This window comes from Sphingomonas horti, assembly GCF_009753715.1.
Classification (GTDB): Bacteria; Pseudomonadota; Alphaproteobacteria; order Sphingomonadales; family Sphingomonadaceae; genus Sphingomonas_B; species Sphingomonas_B horti.
This window is the reverse complement of the sequence record NZ_WQMS01000007.1, coordinates 56,677-80,408: the sequence shown is the minus strand read 5'-3', so window position 1 is coordinate 80,408 and position 23,732 is coordinate 56,677. Positions and strand designations below refer to the sequence as shown.

The window sequence follows — 23,732 nt, the reverse complement described above, 5'->3', positions numbered from 1 at the left end:
AGGTCAGGAGGCACGAATGTTGGAGTCTCGCTCGGTCGCGAAAGCGACGGTTTCACTCGTTTCGCTGGCGCTGGTCGAAGAGCTGAACCATCGCGTCGTCAACGAATATGCCGAGGCGATCTCAAGCCTGTCATTGGCGGCGTCGAGCACCGGTGACCCCATTGCCAAGGCCGCCATCGACCGTGCCGCCAGCCGACTTCGCGATCACGCAGCCGCCCACCGCACGCTGATGCCGCCCGCGGTTCCGGACGATGCAGACCTCGGCGCGCATGTTTCCAGAATCTGCGAGGCTTTTACGCGGGCAACGCTGGCCCAGCGGCGCGTGCGTCTCGTCCTGACTACCGCTGAGGTAAGGCTTCCCGCCGACCAATGCTGGCGAATCGGGCTAATCTTGGTTGAGTTGATCCGAAACGCGGCGCGCCATGGCTTGGGAGGCAGCGAAGGGCAGATCTCGGTCTCGATTGAGGAACGAATCGGGATTCTGGTCTGCGAAGTGCGGGATAACGGAAGACCTTCGGTTCGCACGGTTCCTGGCAGGGGCCAAGGCCTGATCCGAGGCTTGGTCAATGAACTCGGCGGCCGCGTCGACTGGAGCTTCACGGTCGAGGGAGCGGTCGCGACCATGCGCATACCGGTCGAAGCTCCCACGATGCTCGGCGATTTCAGCGCGAAGTGGAGCGAAGTCGCATGAACAAGGCACCTGAGACAGCCCTGATCACGGGCGCTTCCGCCGGCATCGGCGCGATCTACGCCGATCGACTGGCACAGCGAGGCTGGAACCTAATCCTGGTTGCGCGGAACAGGGACCGCCTCAATCAAGTGGCAGCCAGCATCAGGCTGAAGAGCGGGGTCTCGGTTGAGACGATGTCCGTCGATCTGACGGGAAGGGCCGGTCAGCAGGAGATTGCCGACCGCCTGATCGCGGATCCCCGAATAGGAATGCTGGTCAACAACGCCGGCTTCGGGTCGACGGCGCCGATCGCGCAGGCAGATCCGGACGTGATGGCCGATATGATCGCGCTGAACGTGGGCGCGGTCGCCCGACTCGCCGGGGCGGCGGCATCGGTCTTTTTGTCACGCGGCCAGGGCGCAATCATCAACATCGCCTCGATCGTCGCAATTGCACCCGAAACGTTGAACGGCGTCTATGGCGGCACGAAGGCCTTTGTCCTCGCGCTAAGCCAGGCCCTGCGCCACGAACTCGCGCCAAAAGGCATACGGGTGCAGGTCGTCCTTCCCGGCGCCACCGCTACCGACTTCTGGCGCCTGTCCGGAACGCCCGTCGATGCCCTGCCAAAGGCGATCGTCATGTCGGCCGATGATGTCGTCGATTCCGCGCTGGCCGGCTTTGACCAGGGGGAGTTCGTGACCATCCCTTCACTGCCCGACGAGGGCGACTGGGAAGCATTCGAGTCCGCTCGGCAGGCCCTTGTTCCGAACCTGTCGCATGCCTCGCCTGCCGCACGCTACGCCCGCGTGTAATCGGGAGCGGCACTGAAGAGGCGCACGCGATGCCCGCACTGCGTCCCGTGCCGAGCCGGCCAGCGGATAGGACGAAAGTATAGGCGATACCATCGTGCAATTCTGCCCGGCCCGCCAGCCGCTCATCTTGCTCCCCAGATGATCATGGGAGCAAGCGATGTCCTTCCCGTCTTTCCCTGCCGACCCGCAGGTTCGTCTGCCCATTTCTCGGACCAAGCGCGCGACCGCCGCGGCGTTTTGCGCAGCAGCCGCGCTCGGCGGCTTCACCTCCGCTCCCGGCGGCGCTGAGGTGCCGGTTGGGGCGGCAGGCGTTCCGTACACGAATATGCCGGCACTCGCGCCGATCGGCGTCCGGCCCGATCGCTACCTCCCGATTATGGAGAGCGCGAAAGCGCCGCCGATCGATCCGGCGAAAGGCTATCGCCTGCAGCAACTGGGCCGGGGCCTCTTCTTGGTCACCGAGAACGCCTACCAATCGATGTTCCTGGTCTATGAAACGGGCGTCGTCGTCGTCGATGCACCGCCGACCTATGCCAAGCATCTCCGGGCAGCGATCGCGGAGGTCACGAGCCTTCCGGTCACCCACGTCGTCTACAGCCACTCGCACATCGATCACATCGGCGGTGTGAAAGAGCTTGGCGGGCAACCAATCCTGATCGCACAGGAGGAGACCGCGCGCCTGCTGACGCGAGCCAGGGATCCGAACCGGCCGGTCCCGTCGGTCACGTTCAAGGATCGATATAAGCTGCAGGTCGGCACTCAGCGCCTCGAACTCAGCTATCATGGCGTCGCCCACGAGCCGGGCAACATCTTCATCTACGCGCCGGAGCAGCGCGTTCTGATGGTGGTCGACGTCGTGTTTCCAGGCTGGATGCCCTGGCGTCGGTTGGCGCTGGCGCAGGACGTCCCCGGCTATTTCGATCAGGTTGCGGAAATCGACCGCGTGCCGTTCGAGACCCTGATCGGCGGCCACGTCAGTCGGGTGGGGACCCACGCCGACGTCCGCCTTCAACTCGAGTTTATGGCAGACCTCAAGTCCGCGGCTGCGACGGCATTGAAGACGACCGAAATCGGCCGTGAAATCGACCCGGCGGACAAGGCAAACCCCTGGGCGGTCTTCGACAACTATATCGATCGCGTGGTCGTCCAGTGCGTCAACACATTGACGCCGAAGTGGCAGTCCCGGCTCGCGGCCTACGACGTCTACATTTGGGACCAGTGTTACGCGATGGAGCAGAGCCTGCGCATCGACTGACGGGCGTTGCCCCACTCTCACTTCTCAACATCCAAAGGCACGAGCATGACTGAACGCAAAGTCGCCATCATTACCGGCGGATCACAAGGCATCGGCGCGGCACTCGTGCGCGCCTATCTGGATCTCGACTATCGCGTTGCCACGACTTCGCGATCAATCGCCTCCGCCGATACCACCGACCTGCTGTCGATCCCGGCGGATATCGGTGATCCGCGCACCGGCTCCGATGTGGTGGCGCGGGCGCTGGACCGGTTCGGGCGCGTCGATACGCTGATCAACAATGCGGGCATCTTCGTCGCCCGGCCATTCACGGCCTACACGCCGGAAGACTATGCCGATGTCGTCGCGACCAATCTCGGCGGCTTCTTCTTCATCACGCAAGCCGCGGTGGCGGCAATGGAGACGCAGGGAGGCGGCCACGTCGTCAGCATCACGACTGCGCTCGTCGAGCATCCTTTGTCGGCGGTACCTTCGGTGCTTGCCTCCCTGACAAAGGGCGGCGTGGCCGCCGCCACCCGGAGCCTCGCAGTCGAATATGCGACGCGCGGGATTCGGGTGAATGCGGTTGCTCCAGGCGTGATCAAGACGCCGATGCATCCGCCCGAGACACACCCGGGCCTCGCCGCCCTCCATCCGGTCGGTCGCATGGGCGAGATTCCGGAGATCGTCAGCGCCGTGCTCTTTCTCGAGAACGCCGGCTTCGTGACGGGCGAGACCATCCACGTCGATGGCGGACAATCCGCCGGTCATTGAGGGTTGCGGGATGCAGAACCAGATTTCGATCACGCGCCCTCAGGCCGGGTACTGGCGCGCGACCTTTTCCAACCCACCGATCAACCTCATCGATCCGGACACCATTGCAGAGCTTTCGGACCTGGTGGCGGAGCTCGAACGCGACCCGGATGTGAAGGTGATCGTGTTCCAAAGCAGCGACCCGGATTTCTTCCTGGCTCACTATGACGTCCTTGCTGACAAGGCGCGCACGGCCGCTATGGCACCTGGGCCGACGGGCATGCACCCCTGGCTCGATGTCCTCTCGCGGCTCAGCCGCGCACCGGTCGTGTCCATTGCTGCGATCCGCGGCCGCGCACGAGGCGCCGGCAGCGAGTTCGCGCTCGCCTGCGACATCCGCTTCGCGAGCGAGAAGGCGGTGCTTGGCCAGTTCGAAGTCGGGGTAGGGGCTGTTCCAGGCGCGAATCCTATGGCGCGCCTCGGCGGGCTGGTTGGTCGCGGCCGGGCGATCGAAATCGTCCTCGGTGCCGATGATTTTTCCGGCGCGCTGGCGGAGCGCTATGGCTACGTCAATCGCACCCTCCCTGATGGCGATCTCGATGTCTTCGTTGATGGTTTCGCGCGCCGCGTTGCCGGTTTTGAAAAGGAAGCACTGGCTGAAGCGAAGCGGTTCTTGGATCAGGTCTCGCTGCCTGACGACGCGCTGTTCCCCGCTGCACTCGAGACTTTTTTCCGGTCAGTCGCACGGCCGGCGACCCGGGCGCGGATGGCTGCGCTATTGGAAGCCGGACTGCAGACCCGGTCGGCCGTGGAGCTTGAGCTCGGACGTCATGTGGTGCTGACGCGGACTTAAGGCGGTCCGCCTGCCGACAGGATTTCCTGAGGCCGGCGGGCCTCCCCGGGGTGACCCGCAGAGGGACAGTCATCCGGCTTCAGCTTCCGCTTGCGACGTTGCCGTAGCGCGCGTTGGCCACCCGCCCAGCTGCCGGCGCAAGGATTCGCCGCGACTGTCATCGGCGCGATCGATCTCGGGAAGAGCATCAACACCATGGTCTATATGCACCATGGTCCTATGGGTAATGGCGTCACAATATCCGATCGTCCGGCTCTTCGTTGCCACTGAACTTGCAAAGAGGAGCCTGCCATGTCGATGAGTCTAGCCCTGCTCGAACGGCGTCATTTCGTCGGTTCTGCTTTCGCCGGATTTGCCGGCCTGTTGATGCCCCCTTTGGCGCAGGCATCTATGGCAAGTTCTGCCGGCTCTGCCGCTTCCACGGCGGCCGACGGCAGCGCCCTCGCCGAAGGGGTGACAGGGTCGGCCATCCGGCCGTTCAGGTTCCGGGCCCCCGACGACGCGCTGCAGGATCTGAAGCGCCGTATCGCCGCGACCAACTGGCCGGACCGGGAGCTCGTCGGGGACGCGTCTCAAGGGGTCAAGCTGGCGACTATGCGCAAGCTCGCCGACTATTGGCAGAACAGCCACGACTGGAGAAAGGTCGAGGCGCGGCTCAACGCCTACCCCCAGTTCATTTCCAATATCGATGGTGTGGACATCCACTTCATCCATGTGAAATCGAAGCATCCCAAGGCGCTGCCCGTCATCATCACACACGGCTGGCCTGGGTCGGTCATCGAGCAGATGAAGGTCATCGGTCCGCTCACCGATCCGACCGCGCACGGCGGAACAGCGGCGGATGCGTTCGACGTGGTGATCCCGTCGCTCCCGGGACACGGCTTTTCGGGCAAGCCGACCGAGCTCGGCTGGGATCCGATCCGCATCGCACGGGCCTGGATCACGCTGATGCAACGGCTTGGCTATACCCGCTACGTGGCGCAAGGCGGCGACTGGGGCAACGCCGTCACGGAACAGATGGCCCTGATTGCTCCGCCGGGGTTGATTGGCGTCCACACCAATATGCCGGCGACGGTTCCGGCCGATATCGCCGCCGCGCTGGCCGCCGGCGGCGCCGCGCCCGCCGGCCTGTCAGGGGATGAGAAATACGCTTACGACCAGCTCGACAGCTTCTACAAACATGGCCTCGGCTATGCCCAGGAAATGGCGAACCGGCCTCAGACGCTTTACGCGCTGGCCGACTCTCCGATCGGGCTTGCGGCCTGGATGCTCGACCATGATGCCCGCAGCCAGGACCTGATCACGCGGGTTTTCGACGGCCAGGCGGAAGGGCTGACCCGGGATGACGTGCTGGACAATGTCACGCTCTACTGGCTCACCAACACCGCGGTTTCGTCGGCGCGGCTCTACTGGGAAAGCAAGCTCGCCTTCTTCGCTCCTAAAGGAGTGAAGATCCCAATGGGCGTCAGCGCTTTCCCCGACGAGATCTACACGGCGCCGCGTAGCTGGGCGGAAAAGGCCTATCCCAAGCTTGTCCACTATGGTCGCTTGCCGAAGGGCGGACATTTTGCCGCATGGGAGCAGCCGCGCGCATTCACCGAGGAGCTGCGCGCGACCTTCCGCTCCTTGCGCTAAAGACGCAAAAGGGGAGGAGGCTGGGCCTCCTCCCGCGCCGATCGACTATCTGTTGGTTGTGCTCAGCCGGCGGTCAAGGAAGCGCAGCACCAGATTTGCGACCTCCTGCGCCTTCTCATCGAGCGCGAAATGACCGGCATCGAGCAGGTGAATCTCTGCTTGAGGCAAGTCGTGGGCATAGGCCAGCGCGCCCGGCACGATGAACGACGGATCATAGCGTCCCCAAAGCACAAGCGTCGGCGGCTGGCGCTCGCGCAGCCACGCCTGCCACACCGGGTAGGCGGCGACGTTGGTGCGGTAATCGTAGAGGAGCGCGCCCTGGATCGCGCGCGCGCCAGCACGCGACAGCATCGCATATTCATCGGTCCAGCTGTCCGGGTTGTAGCGCTCGGCATTCGGACTGTTACCGACGTGGCGCTGCCTCGCGCCTTCGAGAGACATGAACTTGTCGAGCTCCTCGGCATGTCCAGCGGGGTCCGCCCAGTAGCGAGTGATACCTGACCATTTCGCGCCGAGACCTTCCTCATAGGCGTTTGCGTTCTGGACGATAATGGCCTGAACGGCTCCCGGTTCGCGCATCATCATCCGGAAGCCCACCGGACCACCATAGTCTTGCATGAACAGTACATAGCGCTGGATGCCGAGCGTGCTGAGGAGCGCGCTCGTCGATTCCGCCAGGTGATCGAACGTGTAGGCATAGTCGTCCGGCGAGGGTGCATCGCTGTGCCCGAACCCGGGATAGTCGGGCGCGATCAGATGATAACGGCCGGACAGCAGCGGAATGACCGGCTCATACATCCGCGACGAAGACGGGTAGCCATGCAGCAGCACGATCGTCGGCGCATCTCTCGGGCCCGCTTCCCGATAGAAGAGATTAAGGCCACCGACGCGCACCCAATGATAGCTGGTGGGCGTCCTCGTCGCCGCTTCCGCTGCCTTGCCGGACCCACCCGCGACGGACAGAGCCGACACGAGCGCGAGCAAAGCCTTGCATTTCATCGCCACGTCCTTTCGAGCGGCACAGCGGTAAGTTTGTCACGCAATCTCGTGCACGAGATAGACGGGCCCTTCCGGCAGGCGATGTCCGATCCCGACGGCAATGATGCTGTTGAGCCATTGGTAGCGCGGATCGGAGGTCGAAAATCGCGCGACGATCCTGAAATAATATTCCGAAGGAGCGACCGCCTCCCCGCGTCCAAGCCTGGCCATAACCTCGGGAGCGCCGTGGCGCAGTCCGACATAGGTCATCCCGATCAGCGCATCGTCGTCCGTCTGCAGCACGATGCGGGCATCGAGCTCGATCGCGCCGTCGCTGCGCTCGATCTGCCAATCGGCACCTCCGGGCAGCACGACGCCGCGGAGCTTCTCGCCATCAAAGCGTCCGCCCGGGATTCCGCCGACCCGCCGTCCGGCACCGGCCGGGCCGCCGATTGTCTGGAGGGGGCCGACCAGCAGCCGCATCATAAACAGGGGGCGCGCGGCGAGAGGCGTCATATTCCCGCTGGATTCGCTGCTCATGAAAAAGCCTCCTCAAGCTCCTGGGCGAGGGTCGCGACGAGAGCGGCCGCGCCCATTCGCCTGGCAAGCGGTGCACCTTGGCCGGCCCATTGGGCGCCGAACCCGAACTCGCCATGGGCTGAAGCGGCGGAATGCAGGGCTTTCCCGATGTCGTATGCAATCGGATAATCCGGCACTGCAGACTCTGGAACGCCGCGTCCCAACGCGGTGAAGCGATTGGCGAGACAGCGAGCCGGCCGCCCCGAGATGACGCGGGTCATTACGGTGTGCCAGGCACCCACGCCGGCAAGAGCTTTCCGATAGCCCTCGTCCGCAAGGCTTTCGTTGCAGGCGACGAAGACGGTGCCCAGTTGAACCGCGGCCGCGCCGAGCTTGAGCATCGCCGCTATCCCCGCACCATCCATAATCCCGCCGGCGGCAATCACCGGCAGGCGGACTTCGCGCACGAGGAGCCGCGTCAGCGCAACCGTGCCGAGTTCATCGTCCAGAGCGTCCGGATCGAAGCTGCCGCGATGGCCGCCCGCTTCCCATCCCTGCGCGACGATCGCGTCCAGTCCCGCCGCTTCGATCTGGCGGGCCTCGTCAATATTGGTGGCAGTGGCCAGAGTCCTGATGCCGGCGCTGCGGAGCGCCTCGATCGCGGCTGGCGTAGGCAGCCCGAAATGAAAGCTGAGGATCGGTGGTCGCAGCTGCAGCAGCATCGCGAGCATTTCCTGATCGGCGGTGAAGCTGCGATAGATTTCCGAAAGAACCGGTGGGGGAGCGGCCCCGAACGCCGCAAAGCTTGGCTGCAGCCGCGCGATCCATGTCCGCTCGACCGCGGGGTCACTCTCGGCCGGCGCGTGGCAGAACAGGTTGACGTTGAACGGCGCATCCGTCCGGGCGCGCACCGCCGCGATCATTGCGCCGGCGCGCTCGGCGGCGACGGATCCGATGCCGATCGAGCCAAGCGCGCCGGCGTCGCTCACAGCGGCAGCCATTTCTGGCGAGGAGATCCCGGCCATGGGAGCCTGGATGATCGGCAGCCTCATGCCGAGACGCGAAAGCAGCGGTGATCGCGGCGGCATCGGATCGCGCTCGCGCGTGGATCGTCAGTCGGTGGTGGCCGCGCGAGCAGCGCCCAGCCGCTTGCGAAACTCGAGCACGGGCAGTCCGCCCCAGCCCCAATCCTCCGGGTCGACTTCCTGGATGACCACCCAGGTCCAGTCGTGGGGCTTTCCGAGCACGTCGAGGAGCACCTGGCTGATGCCCTGGAAGATCGCCGCCTTCTGAGCGGCCGTGACGTGATCGACACCCTCGTCGGTGCCTTCACGCGTGAGCTGGACGGTAACGAACGGCACGGCTGTTCTCCTGCTCCAGCCTCAATGACGGGCAGGCTGCGCCGGAGGAATTGGACCTTGGTATCTATACACCAAAGCGCAATTCGGCCGATCGTAAACCAATCCTACCTCGATCACCGGTGGGTGAGCGCGTCGCTCCTCCATCCCACGCGAGGAGATCGAGCATGAGCAATCCGGAGATCGTCGACTCCAGCTTTACCGCCGTCATCAATGCACCTCTCGCCGCCATTGATCTGCCGGCTTGGGCATTCACTTTGCCCGATAGGGAATATCAGGGATGCTCGCCGGCGCACGTGGCCGCTGGCTACACCACCGGCCCGGACGGCAAGCGGATGTCGATCAACGTCGAAGTGATCGGCGGCAGCCTGATGGTACAGCATTATGTCGAGCGGCTCGGCGAGAAAGACCATCTGATCCTGGAATCGGTGTCCGATGTCTTCACCCCCAACGGACGCACGACGATCAACGTGCTTTGGGAACTGACGGTCCGCGCGCTCGACGACGGCCGCTGCGAATTCACGAACCATGTTCGTTCGACAGCAACCGACGCGTTGCTCGACCTGCTGGACCGCCAGGGCATCCCGTTCGAGGTGTTTCGCACGCAGCGCCAGCCCATGTCGATCGCGCACAACCAGGGCGAAACGCCGCTTTTTGCGGCGAGCATCGAGCGCGCTGCACTCCGCGGCCAAGCGGACGAGCCCATCGCGGCGCGAGCCGTCGCATGACACCGCCGCGCTACGATAAGGAGTCGACGGCATTGGTGCTGGTCGACCCCTATAACGACTTCCTCTCCGAGGGCGGCAAGGTCTGGCCGCGCGTCAAGCCCGTTGCCGAGGCAGTGCGTCTGATCGACAATCTGCGAGCGCTCCATGCCGCCGCGCGTAAGGCCGGCATTCAGGTCGCGATCGCACCTCACCGGCGGTGGGAGCCCGGCGATTATGAGGACTGGCAGCACCCCAACCCGACCCAAATCGCGATCATGCGCCGCCATTCGTTTGCGCGGGGCGAATGGGGCGGAGACTGGCACCCGGACTTCGCTCCTAGGCCAGGGGATATCATCGCGACGGAGCACTGGGCGCAAAGCGGCTTTGCCAACACCGACCTTGACCAGCAGCTAAGGCAGCGTGGCATCACCCACCTGATCATTGTTGGCCTCCTCGCCAATACCTGCGTTGAATCGACCGCCCGCTACGCGATGGAGATCGGCTACCACGTGACCTTGGTCCGGGATGCGACCGCGGCCTATTCTGAAGAGCTGATGCGAGCCGCCCATGACCTGAACGGCCCAACCTACGCCCATGCGATCCTGACCACGGCCCAGCTTCTGGCTGCGTTGCCGGGACCGGTCATCGCGGAGTGAACGACGAGGGCCGCGGGCTCGGCTTGCTGTAGAGTCGAGCCCGCGTCGGTCTCCAATGGTTCAATCAGAGCTCGCCCGCGCCGCTGCGAGCGCCTTCGTCCACCACATCAGCTCATCCAGCATCGTGACAGCATTCTCGCCGATGTACGGAAGCGTCTCGATATCTCTGCCCTGAAGCAGGGCTTCATAGAAGTCCCCGCCCTGGATGTGGACGCCGGTCCGTGTCGGCGCCATCTGCAGCTCGACGCACATCAGGCGCAGTTGTTCGACCGCGCGAGCTCCGCCGACGCTCCCGTAGCCCAGGCATGCGGCAGGCTTCCGGTTCCACTCCGGATAAGCATAGTCGAGTGCGTTCTTGAGCACCGCCGGGATGCTGCGATTATATTCTGCGGTCACGAAAATATATCCGTCGAACTCCGCCACTTTCTTCTGCCAGCGCACCGCGACCTCGTTCTGCGTAGGAACCCACGCATTAGACGCCGCTTCGTCGAAGAAGGGCATCGGATAATCGCGCAGGTCGATCAGTTCGACATCCATGTCGCCCCGGGCCACGGCAAAATCATGGATCCACCTCGCTGGCTTGTCTGCGAACCGGGTTGCGCGGGTCGTGCTCATAATCACGGCGATGTTCGGTCTGGCCATGTCAGTGGCGCCTTTCTGCTTCCAGGAGGTTGCCCCCTGCGTTTTTGGATGCGTCTGCGACGCCAGGTCGCATTGCCGCCCGAATTGCTTTCGTGGGCGCGCCCGATCGATTGGACATAGGTGTCGGCGATACCTAGGTGTCGAGGCTCCGGCAGGGTGGAGGCCTGAGACCATCGTCCTATTGCGGCGGGCCTTGGCCGGGCCGAAGATTTCGGGGACGATCTGGCTGCGATCGCGCAGGGATCGGGAGGAAAGCCCGGTCTTCGGCCGCCAGCTGAACGCAAATGCCAGGAGGAGCATCCGATGGCCGACTACGCCAAAAGCGACAAAGCCCTTGCCGGACTGACGCCGGAGCAGTTCCGCGTCACGCAAGAGAGCGGAACCGAGCGCCCAGGCACCGGAGAATATCTGAACAACAAGGCGTCGGGCATCTACGTCGACGTCGTCTCCGGCGAGCCGCTGTTCGCGTCATCGGACAAATATGATTCAGGCTGCGGATGGCCGAGCTTTACCAAACCGATCGAGCCTCTCAACGTGCTCGAGTCCCTCGACACCAGCCACGGCATGACCCGCACGGAAGTGCGCTCGGCGCATGGCGACAGCCACCTCGGGCATGTCTTTACAGACGGTCCACCCGACCGAGGAGGCCTGCGTTATTGCATCAACTCCGCGTCATTGCGCTTCGTGCCGCGGGCCGAAATGGAAGCCCAGGGCTATGGCGCCTATCTTGACCAGGTAGAGGACCTGCTATGACGACTGAGCGGGCCATCCTCGCCGGCGGCTGCTTCTGGGGAATGCAGGACCTCATCCGAAAGCTCCCGGGCGTCGTCTCGACCAGGGTCGGCTATACCGGCGGCGATGTTCCCAACGCGACCTATCGCAATCACGGGACGCATGCCGAAGCGATTGCGATCGACTTCGATCCGGAGCGGACAAGCTACCGCCGCATCCTGGAGTTCTTCTTCCAGATTCACGACCCGACCACGCTCAACCGCCAGGGCAATGACGTGGGGAGCAGCTATCGCTCCGCGATCTATTACACGACCGAGGCCCAGAGGCGGGTAGCCGACGAGACAATCGCCGATGTGAATGCTTCCGGACTTTGGCCGGGAAAGGTTGTCACCGAGGTCGCTGAAGCCGGGCCGTTCTGGGAAGCTGAGCCCGAGCATCAGGATTATCTGGAACGATTGCCGAATGGCTACACCTGCCATTTTCCGCGGCCGGGCTGGGTGTTACCCAGTCGGTCGGCTGACGCCGCCTGAACGGTGCCGCTGAGCGGCGTTGCGGAGGTCCGAGTTTCGGGGCCGTAGACGCCGCTTGGCGGTCTATCGCCCCTCCTCCGCCGAATAGAACATCGGGTTCCTCAGCCACGCTTCCACTTCCGATTCATACCAGCCTGCGCACCGGTCCGAGATCTTGACCTGCCTCGGGAACGTACCCTGGTCGATCTTTCTGTACATGGTCGAGCGGCTCAACCCGGTCTTGGCCAGCACTGTACTAATCCTGAGAATGCGATCGTTCGCGATCGGTCGGGCCATCTTGGCTGTCCTCACTTGGAATGGAATGCCAACAGCATGACCAGCGGCTTGGCCGCGCGGGAGGGTCGGAATCGCCCATATGCGATTCCGACCCTCCCCCCTGACGACCCTGCGAACTGGGACCAGCGCGGCTGATCTCGTAACGCAAGCGGCCGCGCCAAAACCGGAAGTCATGGCGCGAATTGCGACTGTTGATCGTGACATGCTCGCTCGCACAACGGGTGGTCGAAATGCCGCCGAGTCGCGCGGCTCGGCTTGGCGGTCGCCGCGCCTGATTGGCGCGGCGGCGTTTGCCTCCGGCTTGGTCTGGCGGGGTGGGCGTCGCTGCCGGTGGGCCCGCCGCGGCGTGCCGCAAGCCGGCTGCGCCGGCTGCTCCATTTCATTGCGCCCCTACGGGTGCGGCCCGCCTCTGCCGGCGGGCCTCTGGGGCCGCTCCTGCCGCCCACCCCGCCATTCCGGCGCCGGGTGCGGTGGTTTTTGAGAAGGAGCAGGAGCAATGGAACTGCGTCATATCGAGTTGGGCCAGCTTTGCGTCTCGGCCGCCAACATGCGCGCCAAGGCAAAGCCCGACATTTCCAATATTCTTCCTTCTGTTCGCGCGCGGGGCGTGCTCGTGCCGTTGATCGTGCGCCCCAGAGCCTGTCCCGTCACTCGCCAGAGTGACGACGAGGGAGCGGTCACGGACGGGTCGGCAGACAGCTTCGAGATCGTGGCGGGCAAGCGGCGTTACTTCGCGGCGGTCACCGTGGCGGAGGAGGCGGGCGAAATCGAGCCGCTGCCGTGCGCAGTCATGGAAGCCGGAGACGACGCGGCGGCGCTTGAGGCTTCGCTGATCGAGAACGTCGCCCGGCTGGACCCGGACGAAGTCACCCGCTGGGAAAGCTTCACCCGGCTTGTCCGTGAAGGCCGCACTCCGGAGCAGATCGCGCTCACCTTCGGGCTGGCCGAGCTTCAGGTGAAGCGCACCCTCGCGCTCGGCAACCTCCTGCCGCGCATCCGCCAGCTCTATCGGCGCGAGGAGATCAATGCAGCGAGCATCCGGCACCTGACGCTGGCCAGCAAGGAGCGGCAGCGCGAATGGCTCGCCCTGTTTGAGGCCGATCCGCTGCGCTGTCCGATGGGCCACAGCCTCAAGGCATGGTTGTTCGGCGGCGAGAGCATCCCGACCAAGGCAGCGCTCTTCGACCTTACGAGCTATGACGGCGCGACCGTCTCTGACCTGTTTGGCGAGGACAACTACTTCGCCTGCGCCGACACCTTCTGGGCCGCCCAAAATGCGGCGATTGAGGCACGTGCAGCCGAGTATCGCGAGGCCGGCTGGAGCGAAGTCATCGTGCTTCCCGCCGGAACGCATTTCCATAGCTGGGAGCATGAGCGTTGCCCCAAACGCAAAGGCGGCAAGGTGTTCATCGCCGTGTCGTCGCGCGGCGATGTCGCGATCCACGAGGGCTACGTCAGTCTGAAGGAAGCGCGGCAGCGCGCGAAGCAGGCGAGCGGCGAAGCCCCGGCCAAACCGGTCCGCCCCGAGGTCAGCGCGCCCTTGCAGAACTATATCGACCTGCATCGGCATGCGGCGGTGCGCGCAAAACTTGCGTCCGCACCGTCTATCGCGCTGCGGCTCATGGTCGCGCATGCGATCGCGGGCTCGTGTCTCTGGACCGTTCGCGTGGAGCCGCAGCGGGGACACAGCGATGCAATCGCCGAGAGCGTCGAGACCTGTCCGTCCGAGGCGGCTTTCGACGAGAAGCGGCGCGGGGTGCTGGCGCTGCTCGGCTTCGATCCGGAAACGCCAAAGGTGACCGGCGGCTATGAGGGCCCGGCTGGCGTGGCGGGGCTGTTTGCGAAGCTGCTGGCGCTGCCGGACGAGGCGATGCTCGATATCCTCGCCATTGTCATGGGCGAGACGCTAGCGGCGGGATCGGCGCTGATCGAGCTTCTCGGGCGCGAGCTTGGCGTCAGCATGGCCGAGGTCTGGCAGTCCGACGACGCGCTGCTGGACTGGCTCCGGGATCGCGAAGTGCTGGACGCCGTGCTGGGCGAAGTCGCGGGCGAGACTGTCGCGAACGCCAACGCAAGCGCGACCGGCAAGGTCAAGCGCCGGATCATCCGCGACTGCCTGACCGGCGAAAATGGCCGCGCCAAGGTCGATGGCTGGGTGCCGAAATGGATGGCCTTCCCGCCTGCCGCCTACACCGGGCGCGGCGGCGGCGGCACCGTCGCCCGCGCGGCGCAGCTGGTAGAACTGACCGCACCCGAGCCGCAGGCCGAGACGAACCAACCTTCCGCCCCCGGTCTGGCGCACGCCGCCTGAACCCCATGCTGGCGGCGCACCAAGCGCCGCCAGCCTTTTTCCGATGGAGTGTCCCATGACGCCCCAAGCAGATGAGGCCGATGAGCTGCGGCGGCTGGAAAGGGCGGTCGCCAATCTTCCCGCCATGCAGCGCTACATCTTCCTGGCCAAATGCCGCGACGGCCGACCCTATGCCGAGATCGCAGCGCGCACGCGCCTAAGCCGGAAGGGCGTGCAGAAGCGGCTGGCGCGGGCGCTGTACAACATCCGCCGCCAGATGGACGGCGAACACCTGCGCTGGTGGCAGCGCTGGTTCTGACGCAGAAAATCCGGCCGGTGCACGGGGAGTCCGCGCACCGGCCGGACTGGCAAAATCCCGACCAGACTCTAGGATCAGTCCGGATGCGCACCGACCTTGATCATCTCCCCGAGCGCCAGCAGCACGAGCTGGAACGCGTGCGCGACATCCTGCTCGAAGAGTTCGACAAGGCAATCGCGCGCTGCACACAGCCGCACAAGCGGAACGGCAAGGTCTATAAGATCATCCTGTTCGGCTCCTACGCCCGGAGCGACTGGGTCGATGAGCCCGAGAACGGATATCAATCCGACTTCGACCTGCTGATCGTCGTCAGCCACGAAGACCTGACCGACATTGCCGACTATTGGTATATCGCCGAGGACCGGATCGCGCGAGACCCGGCCATCGGCCGCCCCGTCAACATAATCGTGCACTCGCTCGACGACGTGAACCGCGCGCTCACGCGCGGCGAGTATTTCTGGGTCGACATCGCCCGCGACGGCATCGCGCTCTACGAGCTGCCGTGTCACCCGCTCGCTACGCCAAAGCCGCTCACTGCGGCCGATGCCCGCCGGATGGCGACGGAATATTTCGAGCGCTGGCTGCCCAGCGCCGAAACCTTCTTCCAAAACGCAGCCGACAATGTCGAGAGAGGGCGACCCGTCGAGGCCGCATTCCTGCTCCACCAAGCAGCCGAGCGCCTTTACATCTGCTTCCTGCTGGTCCGGACCCTGTATTTCCCGCGTTCGCACAACATCAAGTTCCTGCGTTCGCTTGCCGAGGACAAGGAGCCGCGTCTGGTCGAGGCGTGGCCGCGTGCGACACGGCAGGATCGCGCGCGGTTCGAACGGCTGAAGCGCGCGTACGTCGAGGCGCGCTACTCAGCGAGCTACCAGATCACCGCCGACGATCTCGCCTGGATCGGCGAGCGCATCTCTGCGCTGCAGGACCTTGTCCGTGCCGCGTGCGAAGAGCGCCTCGCGACCCTTGAACGGAGCACCGCCGCCTGATCGCGGGGCGGCTCATGAAGCAGCCGGCTCGTTGGCATCTCTGATGCGCTGCGCAATCCGCGTCAGCCATTCCGCGACGCGCTCCGAATCTCCGTCCTGACTCGCCGCCACTTCGACCGCTGCCAGCATCAAGGCTTCCGGCACTAGGCCGCCGGCGATCGCGCCATCCAACACCGCATCGGCGACGAAGCCGATGACGCGTTCGGCAAAGGCTTCGATATCCTTGGTCGCATCGATAAGCGGGCCTTGGCAGGGCTCAGTCGTCACGTGCACGTCTCGTCGTCTGGTGGGGCATGAGCATGGGATCACCCTCTCCGCATCGGGTCCGATCCCGTCTGTTCACGCTTGACCTATGGCCGGACGGAGCCGCCCGCAACCGTCGCTGCCGCCATTCTTCCCCGCCGCTTCGCGGCTCCTCGCGGGACCATGTGTGGACACCCCTTCGTCAAGGCCTGACTGATAATGATGAACTCCGGTTGAGTGCTCTCATGTGTCCGGCCTTGACGAAGGGGTGTCCACACCATCAAGAATAGTGGCAGCTCAGGTCCTCCGCTCACGCTTCGGCCGCAAGCGATGCAAGCGCCGCCTTCTGCCCGGCCAACTCCGGTCCGCGTCGACGGGAACGGTTCCCGATCGCGAGAAGGAGTAAGATCAATGCCTGCCATCGGTTATGTCGCCAAGGACGAGAACGGCAGCTTCAAAGGCCAGCTCAAGACGCTCAGCATCCGCGCCGAAATCAGCATCGTCCCCAACGCCCGCAAGCGCAACGACGTGCAGCCCGACTACCGCGTCGTCTCCGGTGACGTCGAGATCGGCGCCGGCTGGATGCGCCGCTCGGAAGCCAGCGGTCGCGACTATGTATCGCTGAGCCTTGCCGCGCCGGAGTTCGGGCCGCGTCGGCTCTATGCGAACCTCGCCCAAGCCGCCGACGAGCGCGACGATCGCTTCGTCATCCTCTGGAATCCGGCGGATTGATGAAACCCGTCCCGCAGCTCGCCGGAGCTGCGGGACATCTCCAAATTTATCACGGGCCGGCAGGTTGCCTTATCGGCACGCCAAGGCAAACTTCGTCTCCAACCGACTGGGGAGGATGAATATGCCAGAGGGAGCCTGGGCAATTCTGGGAGCGCTTGTTGGGACTGGAGGTTCGATGGCAACGACTTGGCTATCGGCACATCTCGGCCGCAAGAGCCAACATCCCAAATTCGACAAAGCAATCGAGCGACTGTTGACTGAAATGCTCAACAAGGGGCCGAAATGGAGAAAGCTTGACACGCTCATCCATGTCACGGGGCTAAGCGCGGAGCACACCAAAGAGTATCTGATCGAGATTGGAGCAAGAGGTTCGGAAACCGGTGGTGATCGTTGGGGACTGATTTCGCGCAATCCATTGTCGGAAATCGCAACTGCCGACTAGCATTCCTCGATGTTGAACGCGCGCTTGCCCCGCCGACGCCAGAGCAGCAGTTGCTGCTCACGATCGGAACCACTGAGCTTCGCAGCCGCTTCGACGAGCAGCCCGAAGACCACGGCACGGTCATCATCTGTGGCTTCGATCAGCCCGGCCTTTGCCACCAAGCCGCCAAGCTCGATCAGCTGTCGCGTGCGTTCGCGCCGCTTCACTTGCCACTCTCGCGTGTCATGACGCGCTCTGGTGACGATCAGTCGATTGCGCTGCGCCGCTGCCCGATGCAGCCGGACTGCGTCCTGGAGCAGCGCTGTTCGAAGCGCGCGCCGGACGTTGAAAGAAGGCCGCGCCCGCCTTGCGCCAGCCCTCCCGGACAGAAGTGTCCTTTTCCTTGGCCGCCGCTACCAGCGCGCCGGCGAGCAGTTCGATCGCGAGCGCGTCCGCACCCGTTGCGATCACGAGTTCGCCCAGCTGCTGTACCTTGCGCTGCTTAAGCTGGGCCCCGCGTTCGTTCAGCGCCTTCAGCTCGGCGTCATAGTCGCGGGGCTTGCGCATCATCCTGTCCTCAGTTGCACGATGAGGACAGGCCAGTTATCGCTTGGCCCGATCAGTCGCAATGCGCTGGAATGACTTGGGATTTCGGCGTCCCGAGAAAGATGAAATCTTTTGAGGGCGCGCTTATACGTCGTGCCGACGTGCTTGCTAAAGTGTAGAAGGTGTGATCGCGATGGCGATCTACCACTTCTCCGCCAAGGTCATTTCCCGCGCCAACGGCTCCAGCGCGCTGGCGGCCGCGGCTTACCGCTCCGCCTCGCGGCTTCACGATCAGCGGCTGGACCGGCATCACGACTTCTCGAACAAGGCCTGCGTCGTCCATTCCGAAGTGATGCTGCCGGACGGCGCGCCGGAGAAGTGGCGCGACCGCGAGCAGCTGTGGAATGCGGCCGAGGCGGCAGAGAAGCGCATCGACGCGCAACTCGCGCGCGAGATCGAGTTCGCGATCCCGCGCGAGATGACGAGAGAGCAAGGGATCGCGCTCGCCCGAGACTTCATCGAACGGGAGTTCGTCGGCCGCGGCATGATCGCCGACCTCAACGTTCATTGGGATGTCGGCGCAGACGGGCTCGCGAAGCCGCACGCACATGTGATGCTGACGACGCGCGAACTGGGCGAGGACTGCTTCGGCGCCAAGGTCCGCGACTGGAACCGCACCGAACTTCTCAACCACTGGCGCGAAGCCTGGGCCGACCACGTCAATGAGCGCCTCGCTGAACTCGATATCGACGCGCGCATCGATCACCGCTCATTGGAAGCGCAAGGCATCGACCTCGAACCGCAGAACAAGATCGGCCCAGCCGCTTCACGCATGGCGGAGCAGGGGCTCGCATCCGAGCGCCTCGTCGAACACCACGCCATCGCCCGCGCCAATGGCGAGAAGATCATCGCGCGTCCGCAAATCGCGCTCGACGCAATCACGCACCAACAGGCGACGTTCACGACCCGCGACCTGGCGATGTTCGTTCACCGACACAGCGATGGGAAACAGCAATTCGACGACGTCATGGCGGCAGTGCGCAGTTCGCCAGAGCTGGTGCGGCTCGGCCAGGACGGGAGAGGGCAGGAGCGCTTCACCAGCCGGGCGATGCTGCAAGCGGAGCAGAGCCTGGAGCGCGCGACGATCGCGATGGCCGAGCGCAACGGACATGCTCCCCACCGCGGCATGGTCGAACTAGCGCAGGCCATGGCCGAGAAGCGCGGCCTGGAGCTTGGCTGGGAGCAGCAGATAGCGCTTCATCATGTGACGCGGCCCGGCGATCTGAAGACGATCATCGGCTATGCCGGCACGGGTAAATCGGCGCTGCTGGGCATCGCGCGCGAAGCCTGGGAAGAGAGCGGCTACCGCGTCCACGGCCTCGCTCTGTCTGGCATTGCGGCCGAAAATCTGGAGCACGGCTCCGGCATTGCGTCCCGCACGATTGCGAGCCTCGAGCATCAATGGAGCCAGGGCCGTGAGCTGCTGACCAGCAACGACGTGCTGGTGATCGACGAAGCCGGCATGATCGGCACGCGGCAAATGGAGCGCATCGTCCGCGAAGCCGAAAGGCGCGGCGCCAAGCTTGTCCTGGTCGGCGATCCCGAACAGCTCCAGGCGATCGAAGCCGGCGCGGCGTTCCGCTCGATCGCCGAGCGGCATGGCGCAATCGAGATCACTGAAGTTCGACGTCAGCAAAAGGACTGGCAGCGTGACGCTACGCGCCAGCTCGCCACCGGACGGACGGAAGAGGCGATCGACGCTTATGCGGACCGCGGTCACGTGAAGGCGGCGCCTACTCGCGAAGCGGCGCGCGGCGAGCTCGTCGAGCGCTGGGACGCCGGGCGGGTCAAGCGGCCGAGCGCGTCGCGACTGATGCTTGCACATACGCGTGAGGAGGTGCGGCTGCTGAACCAGGCCGCCCGCGAGAAGGTGCGCGCGAGCGGCCAACTCAGCAACGATGTCGCAGTCGCGACTGAACGCGGTGAGCGCAAGTTCGCGGCCGGCGACCGGGTCATGTTCCTGCGCAACGAGCGGGAACTCGGCGTCAAGAACGGCACCTTGGGCCAAGTGCAGAGTGTCACGCGTGCCCGCATGGTCGTGATGCTGGACGGCGGGCGATCGGTTGCCTTCGACTTCAAAGACTATGCGCATATCGACCATGGCTACGCCGCCACGATCCACAAGGCGCAGGGCGTCACCGTCGACCGCGTGCATATGCTGGCGACGCCCGGGCTCGACCGGCACGCCGCTTACGTCGCGCTGACGCGGCATCGCGAGCATGTCGCGCTCTATTATGGCGAGGACGACTTCGCCGATCATGGGCGGCTGGTCGCGGCGCTCTCGCGCGAGCGGGCTAAGGACATGGCGTCCGACTACGCGCGCGCCTTTGCCGACCGGCGCGAGATTCGGGTCGCGCGCGACGTGGTCGAACAGGCCAAGCCGGCTCCCGTGCGCAGCATCTTCGCTGGACTGAAGCTGACGCCGAGCGTGGTGTCCCGGCTCGCACCCGAGCGCACGGCGCTCGAAAGCTCTGTCGAGCGATATGCACGCGCGCAGGCTGACATTCTTCGCATGCGAAAACTGGGGCTCCAGCCATTGCCCCACCAGCAGGCGGAGTTGGACCAGGCGGCCCACGCTCTCAACGCCGCGCAACCCGAGGCTTCGCGCGATTTGCGGCGTGCCTTCATCGCCAATCTTTCGCTTGTCGATGAGGCGGCGAAAGGTCGGACCGGGGCAGCGATTCGTGCGATGCGGATGGAAACCGAGCTTCGCCTGGACATCACTCGGCGCGCCGATGATTTCGTCCAGAAGTGGCGCCAGCTTGACCGCGTTCGCGCTCATTCAGAACATGATGGAGATTATGCGCGCGCGGAGCACGCACGCGAGCGCATGGTCAGCCTGATCGACGGCCTGCACCGCGATCCGCAGCTTGAGTCGCTGCTCCGGACTCGAAGGAAAGACTTCGGAATTTCAGGGTCGGGCGGAGCAAGTTTGTCCCACGAACTCCAGGACTGGCTCGGCCGCTCGCGTTCGCGCGGACTGGAGATCTAAGCGTCGGACATGCAGCACGAAGCTCCCCCTGACCCTGCCGCCGAAGCGTTCAAGATGATGGAAGCGCGCCTCGCCCTTCTCCAGCGGGCCATCGAGGGCTTGGCTGCAGAGCGCAATGCGCTACCCGATTATCGACCTGCCATCGAGAGCATGGCCGCCCAACAGCAGGGCTTGACACAGGCATTGAAGAAGATCGACGCGAGTCCGGGAATGCAGGTCACACATGAGATGTATTCCGCAGGAGTCGAGCGCGCGACGGAGCGCTTGAGGCGGTATGACCGCGCCACGATCGAAACCGCCGCTCGGGCGATGACCGACTCCGCTGCAGAGTTCACGAACCAAGTACGGAGCGCCCGGAATCGCGCCGCTCAGAACGATGCGCTGATCTGGGCCTGGGTACTTGGCATGGGCGCAGCAGGCGGCTTGCTTGCTCTCGCCCGAGCGATCACCGGATAGCATCTTATAATTGGCCGCTCAGTACCAAATCGGCCCTGCTCGGTTCGCGATACTCGTCCTCAATTCGAACGGGTCTTGGGTCCGAGGTCCGCTTTGGCGACTCAAACAGACCGATTATCAATCGCGCTTGGCCTGGGCGAGCACGCCTTTGGTCCTGAGCAGCCGAACTCACTCCATCGAGACGGCAAGGTAGAGATCAGGGCCCTCGGCTTCTCGCGAGACTTCCCCAAACGTGCGAAGTGATCGTCTCGCTATGACTTTAATCCGGTAGCCACCCAGCGCCTTTCCATTGAGCCGGTCCTCAAGCCGTTGGCCGTAGCGTGAGGTGATGTCCGGTTCCTCGACCAACCATCCATTCTGTCGCGCAGGAGATCACCAAGGACCTCACCCAAAACGTCGGCGATAATTCTGCGTGCCGTCCTGGTCTCAAACCACGGCCTCTCCCATTCAAATTGCGGCGCCGACATGCCCGAGGACGTGCAAGTATGGCGAAAAGGTCCTTTCCATCACCGGAACGGACAACCTCGCCAATGCGCTCGCTTTTCTTGAGGCACGCCATAGCTTGACTGAGTGATCTGTCCGATCTCGCCAGATTAGGACGAAAGCGCACGCGCCTCCGAGAGGTGAGAACCTCTGTCTCCCAGCGGGCATGGCTGTGTCGCCGCGGCGCCGCGAATGCAGACCCAGCAAAGATAATATCCCATGGGAGATTTATTCGTTGACAGATAATCTCCCATGGGCTTATTTCGCGTCGTGGAGGGCGGTTAACCGGCAAGTCAGCACGCCCGCCACGACAGAAACAAGGAGAACGATATGTACCCTAAGTCCGGCGAGCTGCCCATCCCCCTCCAGAGCGCCCGCGAGCTCGATACGCTCGACATCCTCGCGGATTCTGGCGACGTGAACGAAACGCCATTCAACGTCTTCATCGGCCACAATCTCGGTCATCGCGTCTTCACGATGTCCGTCCCCTTCCGCAAATTCTACGACATTTCCGATGTTGCGAACGATCGTGAGAGCGGCCCCGTCGCACAGCGCCCGCTCGACGAAGGGCACGCACGCAAGCTCGCGGTGTATATGGTGAAGGGCCTTGTGTCCGCGGCGAAGATGCGCCGCATCGCGCTGGGCAAGGACGTCCCCGACGCGTTCGACGGGGTGCTCCGCGCCCTGGGGGAACAGCCCTATTTCTCGTTGCAGCCGTTAGTCTGCAACATCCGTAACGTGCCGCCCGGCGGCACGGGCGCGGGCGGTATCCGCGGCGTTCGTCTTGAAACCAAGCAGGACGAAACCGCCGGCTTCAAGGTATTCCTCTCCGAGCGGCACATCCTGTGGGTGATCGACGGTCAGCACCGCCGCCACGCGGCGGAGTTGGCGATGAACTTTCTCGACACCGTCCGCCAGACCGGGCGCTACCCCGGCAAAGGTGCCGTGCTGTTCGCCGAGAAAGGCAAGCCGGTGGCTGATGCCGACATGCAGGTCTGGAACGAGGCTTATGAGGCGGCCCGCGCCTATGCGACTCTCACGGTGGAGGTCCATCTCGGCCTGGACATCGACCAGGAGCGTCAGCTGTTCCACGACCTCAATCGACTGGGCAAGAAGGTTGATGCCTCGCTCGCCTTCCAGTTCGACGGCTCGAACCCGATCACTCACTTCATCAAGCGGCGGCTCAGCGAAGACCTGGGGCTGCGGATCATCGACTCCGAGGTGAAGGACTGGTCGCAGGATACCGGCGCGCTCGTGCTCAAGGACGTGGTCGCGATCAATGCCACGGCCTTCCTCAACAAGGGCAATATCGCCGGCGCCACACCTGCGATCGTGGAGCCGCGCGAGAATGCGATCCTCGAGCTTTGGGGTCAAATCGCGCAGATCCCGGGCTTCGGCGACGACCGGGCGAAGGAGAAGACGGTCGCGGCTCAGCCGGTCGTCCTGAAGGCGCTCGCCAAGATCGCCTATGATCTCAACTGGAACAACCGCCGGCCCGACAACGCGGAGGAGCTCTATGCGCAGTTCCTCGCGGGCATTCCGGAGATCGAATTCAGTCACGAGAACCCGATGTGGCGCTATTACGAGATGTCGGAAGGCGAGCGGCTGGACGCGGGTCTCAACGGACTGTCTAGTTACCTGCCGGACGACGGCGGCACCGCCAATCGCGATATCGGCGCGATGCAGGGCGGCTTCTTCCGCTTCGGCGCGAAGCACAACGACATTTTCCCGATCCTCGCGGATATGATCCGCTGGAAAATGGGGCTGCCGAGCCGCCGCGAAGGCTGAGAACGTTGCACTCCCTGCAATTCGGGCGAGCGGACACCCAGTCCGCTCGCCCCTTTGG

The 23,732-nt window shown here is 64.3% G+C and carries 27 protein-coding genes; 18 read left to right on the top strand and 9 right to left on the bottom strand.

The features are described from left to right. Positions 1–16: 16 nt before the first annotated feature. The 6 genes from GON01_RS06585 (at position 17) to GON01_RS06560 (ending at position 5,957) form a co-directional block, all read left to right on the top strand. Complete coding sequence (locus tag GON01_RS06585; RefSeq protein ID WP_157026577.1) at positions 17–691, top strand: ATP-binding protein; 675 nt, start codon at positions 17–19, stop codon at positions 689–691. Then, a complete protein-coding gene (locus GON01_RS06580; RefSeq protein WP_157026576.1) occupies positions 688–1,482 on the top strand; it encodes an SDR family NAD(P)-dependent oxidoreductase in 795 nt (264 codons plus the stop codon). Before GON01_RS06585 ends, GON01_RS06580 begins: the two co-directional genes overlap by 4 nt. Before the next feature lie 157 nt (positions 1,483–1,639). Beyond that, a complete protein-coding gene (locus GON01_RS06575) occupies positions 1,640–2,737 on the top strand; it encodes an MBL fold metallo-hydrolase (RefSeq protein WP_232328708.1) in 1,098 nt (365 codons plus the stop codon). Positions 2,738–2,782: 45 nt separating this feature from the next. After that, positions 2,783–3,490, top strand: a complete 708-nt coding sequence (locus GON01_RS06570; RefSeq protein WP_157026575.1) for an SDR family NAD(P)-dependent oxidoreductase — start codon at positions 2,783–2,785, stop codon at positions 3,488–3,490. After that, on the top strand, positions 3,465–4,322 hold the full coding sequence (locus GON01_RS06565) for an enoyl-CoA hydratase/isomerase family protein (protein ID WP_198159796.1): 858 nt from the start codon (positions 3,465–3,467) through the stop codon (positions 4,320–4,322). The genes GON01_RS06570 and GON01_RS06565 overlap by 26 nt, the downstream gene beginning before the upstream one ends. Before the next feature lie 390 nt (positions 4,323–4,712). Beyond that, positions 4,713–5,957 carry an epoxide hydrolase family protein gene (locus GON01_RS06560; protein ID WP_232328707.1) on the top strand — a complete coding sequence of 415 codons (1,245 nt, stop codon included), beginning with the start codon at positions 4,713–4,715 and terminating at the stop codon, positions 5,955–5,957. 45 nt (positions 5,958–6,002) lie between these two features. Here the strand turns inward: GON01_RS06560 and GON01_RS06555 are convergent, their stop codons facing one another. From GON01_RS06555 to GON01_RS06540, 4 genes are read right to left on the bottom strand one after another with little or no spacing between them, the layout of a single operon-like run. Next, the gene (locus GON01_RS06555; protein ID WP_157026573.1) at positions 6,003–6,956 is read right to left on the bottom strand and encodes an alpha/beta fold hydrolase; all 954 of its coding nucleotides are present in this window, start codon (positions 6,954–6,956) and stop codon (positions 6,003–6,005) included. A gap of 36 nt (positions 6,957–6,992) precedes the next feature. After that, complete coding sequence (locus GON01_RS06550; RefSeq protein WP_157026572.1) at positions 6,993–7,475, bottom strand: DUF3237 domain-containing protein; 483 nt, start codon at positions 7,473–7,475, stop codon at positions 6,993–6,995. Next, positions 7,472–8,506, bottom strand: coding sequence for an NAD(P)H-dependent flavin oxidoreductase (locus GON01_RS06545; RefSeq protein WP_332308475.1), 1,035 nt, complete (start codon positions 8,504–8,506; stop codon positions 7,472–7,474). The genes GON01_RS06550 and GON01_RS06545 overlap by 4 nt, the downstream gene beginning before the upstream one ends. A 60-nt stretch (positions 8,507–8,566) precedes the next feature. Further along, positions 8,567–8,815, bottom strand: a complete 249-nt coding sequence (locus GON01_RS06540) for a tautomerase family protein (protein ID WP_181600213.1) — start codon at positions 8,813–8,815, stop codon at positions 8,567–8,569. A 164-nt stretch (positions 8,816–8,979) separates the two neighbouring features. On the opposite strand from GON01_RS06540, the gene GON01_RS06535 reads away from it, so the two are divergent. After that, the gene (locus GON01_RS06535) at positions 8,980–9,540 is read left to right on the top strand and encodes a hypothetical protein (RefSeq protein ID WP_157026570.1); all 561 of its coding nucleotides are present in this window, start codon (positions 8,980–8,982) and stop codon (positions 9,538–9,540) included. Positions 9,541–9,575: 35 nt separating this feature from the next. Beyond that, positions 9,576–10,175, top strand: coding sequence for a cysteine hydrolase family protein (locus GON01_RS06530; RefSeq protein WP_309503835.1), 600 nt, complete (start codon positions 9,576–9,578; stop codon positions 10,173–10,175). A gap of 60 nt (positions 10,176–10,235) precedes the next feature. Here GON01_RS06530 and GON01_RS06525 read toward each other — a convergent pair whose 3' ends face one another. Then, positions 10,236–10,817 (bottom strand): NADPH-dependent FMN reductase, encoded by a 582-nt coding sequence (locus GON01_RS06525; RefSeq protein ID WP_157026568.1) that lies wholly within the window; start codon positions 10,815–10,817, stop codon positions 10,236–10,238. Between the two features lie 303 nt (positions 10,818–11,120). Here GON01_RS06525 and msrB point away from each other — a divergent pair, with 303 nt between their 5' ends. Beyond that, positions 11,121–11,570, top strand: a complete 450-nt coding sequence (msrB, locus tag GON01_RS06520) for a peptide-methionine (R)-S-oxide reductase MsrB (protein ID WP_157026567.1) — start codon at positions 11,121–11,123, stop codon at positions 11,568–11,570. Then, positions 11,567–12,079 (top strand): peptide-methionine (S)-S-oxide reductase MsrA, encoded by a 513-nt coding sequence (msrA, locus tag GON01_RS06515; RefSeq protein ID WP_157026566.1) that lies wholly within the window; start codon positions 11,567–11,569, stop codon positions 12,077–12,079. The genes msrB and msrA overlap by 4 nt, the downstream gene beginning before the upstream one ends. Before the next feature lie 63 nt (positions 12,080–12,142). Here the strand turns inward: msrA and GON01_RS06510 are convergent, their stop codons facing one another. After that, positions 12,143–12,355: a helix-turn-helix transcriptional regulator gene (locus GON01_RS06510; RefSeq protein ID WP_157026565.1), complete on the bottom strand. Its 213-nt coding sequence runs from the start codon at positions 12,353–12,355 to the stop codon at positions 12,143–12,145. Positions 12,356–12,851: 496 nt separating this feature from the next. Between GON01_RS06510 and GON01_RS06505 the strand changes: the two genes are divergently transcribed. The 3 genes from GON01_RS06505 (at position 12,852) to GON01_RS06495 (ending at position 15,953) form a co-directional block, all read left to right on the top strand. Then, on the top strand, positions 12,852–14,666 hold the full coding sequence (locus tag GON01_RS06505) for a ParB/RepB/Spo0J family partition protein (protein ID WP_157026564.1): 1,815 nt from the start codon (positions 12,852–12,854) through the stop codon (positions 14,664–14,666). A gap of 55 nt (positions 14,667–14,721) precedes the next feature. Beyond that, the gene (locus GON01_RS06500; protein WP_181600212.1) at positions 14,722–14,964 is read left to right on the top strand and encodes an RNA polymerase sigma factor; all 243 of its coding nucleotides are present in this window, start codon (positions 14,722–14,724) and stop codon (positions 14,962–14,964) included. An 83-nt stretch (positions 14,965–15,047) separates the two neighbouring features. Continuing rightward, complete coding sequence (locus GON01_RS06495; RefSeq protein WP_157026562.1) at positions 15,048–15,953, top strand: HEPN domain-containing protein; 906 nt, start codon at positions 15,048–15,050, stop codon at positions 15,951–15,953. Positions 15,954–15,965: 12 nt separating this feature from the next. Here GON01_RS06495 and GON01_RS06490 read toward each other — a convergent pair whose 3' ends face one another. Then, positions 15,966–16,220, bottom strand: coding sequence for a hypothetical protein (locus GON01_RS06490; protein WP_157026561.1), 255 nt, complete (start codon positions 16,218–16,220; stop codon positions 15,966–15,968). Between the two features lie 387 nt (positions 16,221–16,607). Between GON01_RS06490 and GON01_RS06485 the strand changes: the two genes are divergently transcribed. Both GON01_RS06485 and GON01_RS06480 read left to right on the top strand, forming a co-directional pair. After that, positions 16,608–16,928, top strand: coding sequence for a DUF736 domain-containing protein (locus GON01_RS06485; RefSeq protein ID WP_157026560.1), 321 nt, complete (start codon positions 16,608–16,610; stop codon positions 16,926–16,928). Between the two features lie 175 nt (positions 16,929–17,103). Next, positions 17,104–17,370 (top strand): hypothetical protein, encoded by a 267-nt coding sequence (locus GON01_RS06480; protein ID WP_157026559.1) that lies wholly within the window; start codon positions 17,104–17,106, stop codon positions 17,368–17,370. On the opposite strand, the gene GON01_RS16905 is transcribed toward GON01_RS06480, so the two are convergent. Both GON01_RS16905 and GON01_RS06470 read right to left on the bottom strand, forming a co-directional pair. Beyond that, on the bottom strand, positions 17,367–17,576 hold the full coding sequence (locus tag GON01_RS16905) for a conjugal transfer protein TraD (RefSeq protein WP_181600211.1): 210 nt from the start codon (positions 17,574–17,576) through the stop codon (positions 17,367–17,369). The genes GON01_RS06480 and GON01_RS16905 overlap by 4 nt on opposite strands. A 16-nt stretch (positions 17,577–17,592) precedes the next feature. Continuing rightward, positions 17,593–17,919 (bottom strand): conjugal transfer protein TraD, encoded by a 327-nt coding sequence (locus GON01_RS06470; RefSeq protein ID WP_408640901.1) that lies wholly within the window; start codon positions 17,917–17,919, stop codon positions 17,593–17,595. Between the two features lie 169 nt (positions 17,920–18,088). Here GON01_RS06470 and traA point away from each other — a divergent pair, with 169 nt between their 5' ends. The 3 genes from traA to GON01_RS06455 all read left to right on the top strand — a co-directional run bounded on the left by traA (position 18,089) and on the right by GON01_RS06455 (position 23,674). After that, entirely contained in the window at positions 18,089–20,947 is a 2,859-nt protein-coding gene (gene traA / locus GON01_RS06465; protein WP_157026556.1) for a Ti-type conjugative transfer relaxase TraA, read from the top strand. 9 nt (positions 20,948–20,956) lie between these two features. Next, positions 20,957–21,403 carry a DUF6118 family protein gene (locus GON01_RS06460; RefSeq protein ID WP_157026555.1) on the top strand — a complete coding sequence of 149 codons (447 nt, stop codon included), beginning with the start codon at positions 20,957–20,959 and terminating at the stop codon, positions 21,401–21,403. 813 nt (positions 21,404–22,216) lie between these two features. Then, positions 22,217–23,674: a DNA sulfur modification protein DndB gene (locus GON01_RS06455; RefSeq protein ID WP_157026554.1), complete on the top strand. Its 1,458-nt coding sequence runs from the start codon at positions 22,217–22,219 to the stop codon at positions 23,672–23,674. Positions 23,675–23,732 lie beyond the last annotated feature (58 nt).